Origin of the sequence: Paraburkholderia sp. UYCP14C (assembly GCF_004197395.1) — a bacterium.
In the GTDB taxonomy this organism is placed as follows: domain Bacteria; phylum Pseudomonadota; class Gammaproteobacteria; order Burkholderiales; family Burkholderiaceae; genus Paraburkholderia.
Map to the genome: position 1 here is coordinate 22756 of NZ_SELS01000077.1, position 8099 is coordinate 30854.

Annotated in this window: 9 protein-coding genes; 8 read left to right on the forward strand and 1 reads right to left on the reverse strand. The window is 58.8% G+C overall.

Translation table 11 applies throughout. The features are described 5' to 3' along the window. Positions 1-63 precede the first annotated feature (63 nt). The 5 genes from EVC45_RS38510 to EVC45_RS38535 all read left to right on the forward strand — a co-directional run bounded on the left by EVC45_RS38510 (position 64) and on the right by EVC45_RS38535 (position 5796). Positions 64-708 carry a hypothetical protein gene (locus tag EVC45_RS38510; RefSeq protein WP_129963352.1) on the forward strand — a complete coding sequence of 215 codons (645 nt, stop codon included), beginning with the start codon at positions 64-66 and terminating at the stop codon, positions 706-708. After that, the gene (locus EVC45_RS38515) at positions 705-2714 is read left to right on the forward strand and encodes a DDE-type integrase/transposase/recombinase (protein WP_129963353.1); all 2010 of its coding nucleotides are present in this window, start codon (positions 705-707) and stop codon (positions 2712-2714) included. The genes EVC45_RS38510 and EVC45_RS38515 overlap by 4 nt, the downstream gene beginning before the upstream one ends. 27 nt (positions 2715-2741) lie before the next feature. Next, positions 2742-3722 (forward strand): ATP-binding protein, encoded by a 981-nt coding sequence (locus EVC45_RS38520; protein WP_129963354.1) that lies wholly within the window; start codon positions 2742-2744, stop codon positions 3720-3722. A 639-nt stretch (positions 3723-4361) separates the two neighbouring features. Then, complete coding sequence (locus EVC45_RS38530; protein WP_129963356.1) at positions 4362-5216, forward strand: hypothetical protein; 855 nt, start codon at positions 4362-4364, stop codon at positions 5214-5216. An 85-nt stretch (positions 5217-5301) separates the two neighbouring features. Beyond that, positions 5302-5796, forward strand: coding sequence for a hypothetical protein (locus EVC45_RS38535; protein WP_129963357.1), 495 nt, complete (start codon positions 5302-5304; stop codon positions 5794-5796). A 253-nt stretch (positions 5797-6049) separates the two neighbouring features. Here the strand turns inward: EVC45_RS38535 and EVC45_RS38540 are convergent, their stop codons facing one another. Further along, positions 6050-6280, reverse strand: a complete 231-nt coding sequence (locus EVC45_RS38540) for a hypothetical protein (RefSeq protein ID WP_129963358.1) — start codon at positions 6278-6280, stop codon at positions 6050-6052. A 510-nt stretch (positions 6281-6790) separates the two neighbouring features. Between EVC45_RS38540 and EVC45_RS38545 the strand changes: the two genes are divergently transcribed. The 3 genes from EVC45_RS38545 (at position 6791) to EVC45_RS38555 (ending at position 7995) form a co-directional block, all read left to right on the forward strand. Next, entirely contained in the window at positions 6791-7168 is a 378-nt protein-coding gene (locus EVC45_RS38545; RefSeq protein ID WP_129963359.1) for a type II toxin-antitoxin system RelE/ParE family toxin, read from the forward strand. After that, entirely contained in the window at positions 7158-7481 is a 324-nt protein-coding gene (locus tag EVC45_RS38550; protein WP_129963360.1) for a DNA-binding transcriptional regulator, read from the forward strand. Before EVC45_RS38545 ends, EVC45_RS38550 begins: the two co-directional genes overlap by 11 nt. 142 nt (positions 7482-7623) lie before the next feature. After that, on the forward strand, positions 7624-7995 hold the full coding sequence (locus EVC45_RS38555; protein ID WP_129963361.1) for a hypothetical protein: 372 nt from the start codon (positions 7624-7626) through the stop codon (positions 7993-7995). The last annotated feature ends 104 nt before the right edge of the window (positions 7996-8099 follow it).

Sequence of the window (8099 nt, forward strand, 5' to 3'; positions counted from 1 at the left end):
CCGTATTAAATTCGTCAATTCGCCTCCTACACTTCGAATCCCGTCTCGTCGGCGTGGAACCTCATGGAATCGTCCATTTCGCAGGTCAAGCCAATCGCGCTTGTGCGACCACCAGGCGCGCATCGGATCGAAGCATTCAGCCCCAAGCTGCGGCGCCGGATCACGTTCTATCGACGTTTCCTGCTTGAATTGTGGATGCTGCTCGAGACCGATCCCGCGGTGGTCACTTTCTGCGAGCGTCCCGGTTACATACAGATAGAGGGAAACTCCCGGCTCGCGGATTTTCTGATTCGTTACGTCGACCATGATGAATTGGTTATCCTAACGGTCGAAGATTTAGACGGTAGCATGGGCGAGACTACGGGGTGTCACCGTTCGTTTGATCGTGATGCGTTATCCATCCGTCGAGTTGGCCCGGCTGATCTGGCTGCCGCACGGGTGTGGATCGAGAACTGGCAGCGCATGTTGCCGTATCTTGTCACAAACCGGGGACTTGTTCCGCCGACACTGTCGGAGGCGATCGTCCGCTTCCTTGCTGCGCCTCAAAGATTGCTTGCCATCGAGCGAGAGTTTTCGGCCGGCGATCCAGTACTGCCCCGTGCGGCGCTGTTCGACTTGTTGTACAGCGGGCAGGTCGTAGCACCGGAGCTTCACAGTCAGCCTTTGTCTCTGTTGACGTCATTTGTGAAGGCGGAGGCAAGAGCATGAAACAGTGGAAACCGGAGTTGCAGGCGATCGACGTGAGTGCGTGGCCGACGGTTGCGCATACGGAACTCGACGAGATCGCGCGTCGGGATTTTGAACGACGCCGACAGGCCGTTTTGCGCTACGCTTCCGGTGAAACGGTTAATTCGATTGAGCTATCAACGGGGGTAGACCGCCGTCAACTGTACCGCCTGCTCGAACGCGCTACGCTGCCGCACCCTGATGGAAGGCCCTTCGGTTTCCGGGCTCTCGTGCGTTATACGCGCATCGCGGAATATACGCGAGTAAAAGCTGTCGGGACCGGTCGCGACCGCGGCGGTTATGGTGCGGCGGGAGCGCTATCCTTCCTGTTCGCGCAGTACCCCGCTTTGGCCGGCTGGCTGCGGCTCAGGCTCAAGCAACGTAAGGTGCTGCTGATACAGATGCGCACGGACTCTGGGCTGCGAACGCGTCTCAGCGGTCTGAGGGTGTTGCACGACGAATTTCTCCGCCAATGTCGCGCGGTCGGATTGACTGTCGTCGATTACCCATTCAACAGCTCAGACCACGCGATCCGTTCGTTGTCACGACGCGTGAAAGCAGAGTTATTGCGTGGCTTCGATACTGCTGCGCGGTCAGCAGGTGCTTCGCATCTGAAGGGTCTGCCACGCGCGAGCGAAGCGGGCGTGCCTGCAGCGACACGAGCGTATCAGGTGGTCGAATTCGACGGCCACCGGCTTGATATCCGACTCAAGGTGGTCACGCGTGACCCGCTAGGCTTTGCGCATGAGTTCGAGATCGACCGGGCGTGGCTCCTCGTCATCATCGATGTCTGTACACGCGCCGTGCTCGGCTATCATGTTGCACTTGGAAAGGAATACAGCCGTTACGACGTCATCAAGACGATCGAAAATGCGTTAGAGCCGCACCGTGAGCGAAATTTCACCATTGTCGGTCTGGGATACGGTCCGCAGGATGGCTTTCCATCGCAGCGTCTGCCGGAGCTGGCGTATGCCACCTGGGAATGGATGAAGATCGACAACGGGAGGGCAAACCTCGCGAGCGAGACATTGACGGCGTTGTGTGAGTTTATCGGTTGTCTGGTTGATGCCGGACCAAAACATAGCCCAGATGAACGGCCTTATATCGAACGGTTCTTCGGCACGATCGCGAGTAGACTGTCATCCCGCCTGCCAGGCTACACCGGGTCTCACCCGAGGGATCTGCGTAGAGCGCTGAGCGATCCCAAGGGTAACCTCCGCTTGTTTGTCTCGTTCGACGAGCTTGAAGATCTGGTCGAGTTTGCGATCGCTCGCTACAACGGTACCCCACACGGCGGCCTGAACAACGTTACGCCGCTTGAAGCAATCGGGTATTTCGTGCGAGGCAAGCAGTCAATGGTAACGTGGCTTGCGGAACACCACCGTCGGACCCTGTGCCTGATGCAATCGGCGCGGCGGTGCCGTGTGCGGGCGTATCTCGGTCAGGGTGTGCGTCCTCACATCAATCTGCACGGTGCCCGCTATACCAACGGGGTGCTGGCAACAAGCACAAATCTCATCGGCCAGCAGTTGCTTGTCTACATGAACACGGACGATCTGCGCTGCGTCCGGGCGTTTCTGTCCAATGGCGTGGAGCTCGGCGTGCTCGATGTGCAAGGGTCATGGCGTCTGATCCCACACAATCTCAAGCTCCGCCAGCAGATTCTCAAGCAGGCAGGCCAACGCCGCCAACGTGGAGCGGGTGCACCAGATCCGATCGGAGCTTACGTCGAGGAGAAGCTGGCAGGTGCCAAGACAACACGGAAGGCAGCGACGGAACTTGCCAACGTCAGCCGATTGATAGCGTCGTCGACCGCGGTGAAAACTCCGCCAGGTCCGCTCCGTCAGCCTGGATCGACTGACCCTCGCGGACTCGACGCTCCGACGACGTCGGTAGTCCCTGCCGATGGCGGCGTGGATCGCGATCGCGAAGTCGGTACCGCGGCGCGACCCCGTAAACTGTCAATCGGAACAGGTCAGGTCTTTTAGCCTAAGGTTTGCTTTAGGAGGTGAGTGATGTCACTTCAGGTACCACGTCCGATTGATCCGGCGCTGCATCCGGTGGTCACGGGCAATTATCGTATCGCCACGCCCGCGATTGAGTCGTTTTATGAACTGATCACCCGCTGTCTGCGCTACCGAATCATGGGGGCGCTGATCTACGGCCCCTCCCGAATCGGGAAAACACGCGCGATCGAATACGTGCGCCTGCTGTTAGCTCAGAACCATCCCAAGATGACAAGCTACCACGCACAGTGCGAACACAAACCGCGGCACGCAGAAGGGCCGTTCTTTGCAAACCTGCTAGAGGCCGTCGGCGACCCCGATCCCAACGCCGGTACGAATCCATCGAAACGCATGCGCTTATCGCTGAGGATACGGGAGGCAGCAGCACGCGCTGGCAGCGGCACGGTGCTCCTCTTCTGCGACGAGGCACAGCGCTACAACGAAAACGAGTACGAGTGGTTGCGGGATGTTCACGACGCGCTCGACCGGCAGCAGATCAAGCTGTTCACCTTTCTCGTTGGGCAGCAGGAACTGCTTGCACAGAAAACCGGGCTGCAGATTGCGGCAAAAACGCAGATCGTAGCGCGCCTGATGGTCGAGGAACTGTCATTCCACGGCATCCGCAACGCCGCGGATGTCGCAACATGCCTGAACGGATACGACCAGACCGCCTACCCTGAGGCAAGCGGTTGGAGCTTTACCCGGTTCTATATTCCGCAGGCGTTCGACTCCGGGTATCGTCTTGTCAGTGATGCAGACACGCTTTGGCGAGCCTTCGAAGCGGCGCATCACAAGGCAACTCTACCGGGGCGCCTGGAAATTCCGATGGATTCGTTCGCACGCGTCGTTGAAATTGTACTGAAGGAGAGTGAACTGAAGGACGAACCTGGTTACTGCCCGGAAGCTGGTTTGTGGGCGTATGCAGTACATCACTGCGGTTATGTTCAGTCTCGCCATGCAACCGGTCGCGTCCTCATCGCCGCCGCCTAGCGAGGCGATGCTCCCGCCGTTGCGCTTTCCAATCCTCACGCTCGAGGAACGCTCGCTAACGCCCGCCCTCGGCTACGTTTTCAACAGGAAATGGCTAGAGCCATACGAGTCCATCGTTTCGATCCTGTGGAAGTTCAAGACGGCCAACGCGCTTCCCGGGTATGCTCTCGCACGACTGATGGGGCCGCGCGTTGACCCGTACGAAGGGGTGGTGCCGAAAGTGGAAGCGATCGACTTTGAGCGGTTACGAAGCACACTTGGTTTGCCAGCGAAAGTCGTGCGTGCTGCGCTTCTGCCCGCACTTCAGCACCGGCCTCGCAGCGAGTCATTGCGCTACTGCCGTCGATGCATCGCTGGGGGGTATCACAGCGCTCTGTACCAGATAGAAAGGATCGCCGTTTGCCCGGCGCATTCGTTGCCCCTTGAGTCAGCTTGCCGGAAATGCGGATATGAAGCGCCGTATCTGCTAAACGTTCGGCTTCTCGAGACACCATATCGCTGTGCAAATTGCGGAGCAAGGTACGCGAGTAAGAAATGGTCACCAGACAGGCTGCAACCGATGTCGTGGGAAGATCGACGGGCGATTACGCGGGCGTATATCGAGCGGGGGTTAGTGTAGCGCGGCCGAATCGAGCTTTGATGCCCCACTTTGCATCGAGGACCGTGGTGACGCCCAAGGGAGTTCCGCCGCCGATGCCCTTCTTGTGGGTGGCGACGTCGTCCGTACGATTGCTGGCGTGCGTCAAGAGACAACCAAACCCTCGCTGCCCGAAACTTAGGCAGAGTGACACAATTACTGCCGAAACGTTGACACTTTTGCGTCGGTCTACGGCCGGCGGAAGTGCCTCGGGACTGTTCGGGTGCACCGATCACCGCAATTTATCGCCCGAGGATATCTGCGCGAGTTCGCTGATTGGCAGGAACTACGCCGCCACGGCGGTTTCGATTTTCGTCAAGGACGCACCGACGAACATGGATCCCTATGAATTCAAGCGGGCAAAGATTGTCGCGGTTGTGGACGATATCGGCGTGGAGCAGATCCACGCGATCGCGAGGGCGTCGCGACTGCGCCAGTACGACACCGACTATGCTCGCGCGACGGTGGACTCGTATGCCGCGCGCCAGTTCGTGGTCAACTATGCCGACATGGACCCGAAAAACAGGATTCCTTCCGTAAAGGCGAATATCGCGGCGCTCGTGAAGAAGGAACAGGACAACTCGCCGTTCGCGCAGGAAGCGCGTCAGCGCGCGAAGATAATCGCGGAAGAGTACCGCACGGGGCGCATCATTGAGATGCCGCAGGAGTTTCAGAACACTCCCACGATCGTGCATGGCGGCCGGGCGGCACAGTCCGACAGCGGCGAGAGCATGAGCAACAGCAGTAGTGGGGGGGCGGAGCCGGTTAGAACGCCGACTTACTACGACAGTAATGGCTCGTCGACCGTCTTCGAGTTCAACAACAAAGGCGAGCCCAATGACGTGGAGTGGCATTGACCGCGTGAGCGCATGGGGTGGGCGCCTGCAAGGCGATTTTTGGAGCGCCCATTAATGCATGATTTCTATTCGGACCATTAAGAGAATGAAACGACATCTTTTCGCCAGCCTGCTTCTGCTGTTCTCATTCAGTGCTGTGTCGCAGGCGAGGTCTCTCGCCGAGAACGATAAAATGGCCGTGTCCCACACGGTTGCATCAATCGACTACGATCAGATCTTGCAACAGCAGGGATCGGGCATGACGCTGCTCCTGACGGACATCCCCTATCGGGACTCGAAACACTTTCGCTGTCTGTTCATCCGGGACGGCGAAACCCTGAGGCCGCCATGCTACTGGTGGGACATTGATGGTGCCGTCCCGGTCAAAGACCTGCGGGAGAGCGGATCGGAGATAGACGGCAACATGGTCTATTGGCGCTTCACTCCAGGTGTGCGTGCGCTCATGCACGATTCGCCGGACGCCAGCATTGCGCAAGGCAAGGCGGTGAGCATCATGATTTCGAATCCGGACGCGCACGAACAGTATGCCGTGGGTGGCATGAAGTCGGATTTCAGGGTCGTGAACTCGCGTAAGTTCTGAGGATGTGCATCTGATGGTCCGTCGTCCCCAGTTCGAGCGCAGCCGGGGCGACGGTCTTTGACGGAGCCGCTCACAGAAAAAGGCAACGATAGTCGACTTTGATCGGTAGCCGGGTCGGCGGCAGCTCTGAGTCGAGCGGTCGCGCATGAGTCCGCCACCTTCCAGCGATGCGGTCTTGAAGCGATCCTCAATTGCCGCGTCGCGTCGACCAAGCCGATCCACACGCGCTTAGCGGGTAAGTTGGTCACCCCAATTACGCACCACAAATCTGGCAACAGATCTCGACTTCAATACAGATCCAGTGGTCCCAGAAATTTGGGATCAGTCGCTCGAGCGCCGCGATCTGGAGCAGTTGATCGCAGACGGCGGCGCGCGGCTGTTCATCAACGTCGTCGCGAACGCTCCGCTGAGCGAAGAACGGGCGGTGCACGGGTTCCAGCGCGCCGCTGCGGCTCTCGTCATCGCGCAAGTAGACCTTCGCCATTCCCCTTCGTTCGGCGACTCCCGGCCTATATCGCGGGTTGTCTTTGTTCACCGTGCAGCCATCTGGAAATGCAAGGAAGACGTCGGACAGAAGGAGCCTCGACTGGTCACACCGCCGGCCGACGGTGGGGACCGACGCAAACGGTGATCCCCGAACTGGGGTAATCGTTCCCGTCCGTGCTAAATCTGGCGCTTTGATCGTGAAAGTCGTTCCTGTTCAATGACTTGGCAACCGTGGTTTTCTCGGCGGTTGCCGAGACGCAGAGCCTTGCTGCGAGCGGCTTTGCGCGACGGTACCGCCAGATTCGGCACGAAAGGGACGTTACCCCTAACAGGGCGTCTGGGAGGCCTGCGGGCCTGCCTCTATGCCGTCTCGTTAACGATCGAAAAATATCTCAGACCTACATTACGTGCTGGAGTGATGGACCCGATGTTCGTCTGCCGAACACGATGCAAGAGAGAGAGGCACAACCGTGTGCAAACTATGCTACTCAGTGTTATACTTTTCTCCATGAGACGAGTCTTCAAAACACGACACTTCAACCGCTGGATGCGCAAAGCAGGACTCACCGACCAGCTGCTCTGCGCCGCAGTTGCGGAGATGGTGGCGGGACTGATCGACGCGGACCTCGGCGGTAACGTAGTGAAAAAGAGGGTCGCATTACCTGGGCGTGGAAAATCTGGCGGCACTCGAACGCTGGTTGCCACGAACCGAGGAAGTCGATGGTTTTTCGTCTTCGGATTTGAGAAGAACGAGCGGGACAACATCAGCGCGGCCGAACTGGAAGCGCTTCAGAAGTTGGCCCATGATTATCTGAGCCGGACCTCACAGCAACTGGATGTTGCGGTGGCGGACGGAGCTATAACGGAGATTTGCAATGGCAACTAAGGCAAAACCGCGCAGCCGTCTGCTCGAGGCTGTACACGATTCGGCTGGCGATCTGCACCACGCTGGCCTTATCACGAAGCGCCGCATGGCGGAATACGACGCACTCTGCCTCGAGCCCGTCCCCGAGTACGATGCGGATGCAGTGCGTGCACTTCGGGAGAAGTTGAAGCTCAGCCAGACGGTTCTGGCCGCAGCAATCAACACGAGCGCGTCGACGGTGCGCAGCTGGGAAGGCGGCGCGAAGAAGCCGAACGGCACGGCAGCCAAGCTCCTGAATCTCATCGAGAGGAAGGGCCTGGAGGCGGTGCTGTAAAAGACGCTGGACCTACCCGAAGTGGAGGACGATTCATGGCGCTGTCTAATAAAGCTATCGCGGCCGCACGCGAAGCCGGCAAGAAGCTCGGTCCCAAGATCGTCGAGGCGCGCTAAGGGCATCCGCGAGCAGGGGTTCCGAGATGCACGAACCGGCATGCGAATCGGCGGGGATGGTGGTGGCAACCGCCGAAGCCATGCATCAAGCCGGACTCAACTACCCCTACCACATGCACGCGACCTGCATCGACGTGGACCCGCGCTGCGTGTACATGGCGTATCTCCAGCTTTCGCTTCTCGGGATCGGTGCGATCGTCATTCACGGCAATTCGCTGACGATGCAGCAGCGGGATGTCTGGTACACCCCGGCTCACTTCATCTGCGGCTGGTCACAACGCCTCGCGCAGCTGAAGATGGAGAAGCTGTTCAAGCAGCTGCTCGCGGACCCCGCGAACGCGGTGGCCGACACGCCGCAGCCGTCGCCCGAACCGGTGTCGATGCGCAAAGCTGATTGACATAATGTTAATTATCACCCGAAACGATGTCGGTCCCAAATAGAAATGTCGGGTTTCCGCTAAATAGAAATGTCGTGTTCTGGGTAGTTTGAGCGCCGGACATC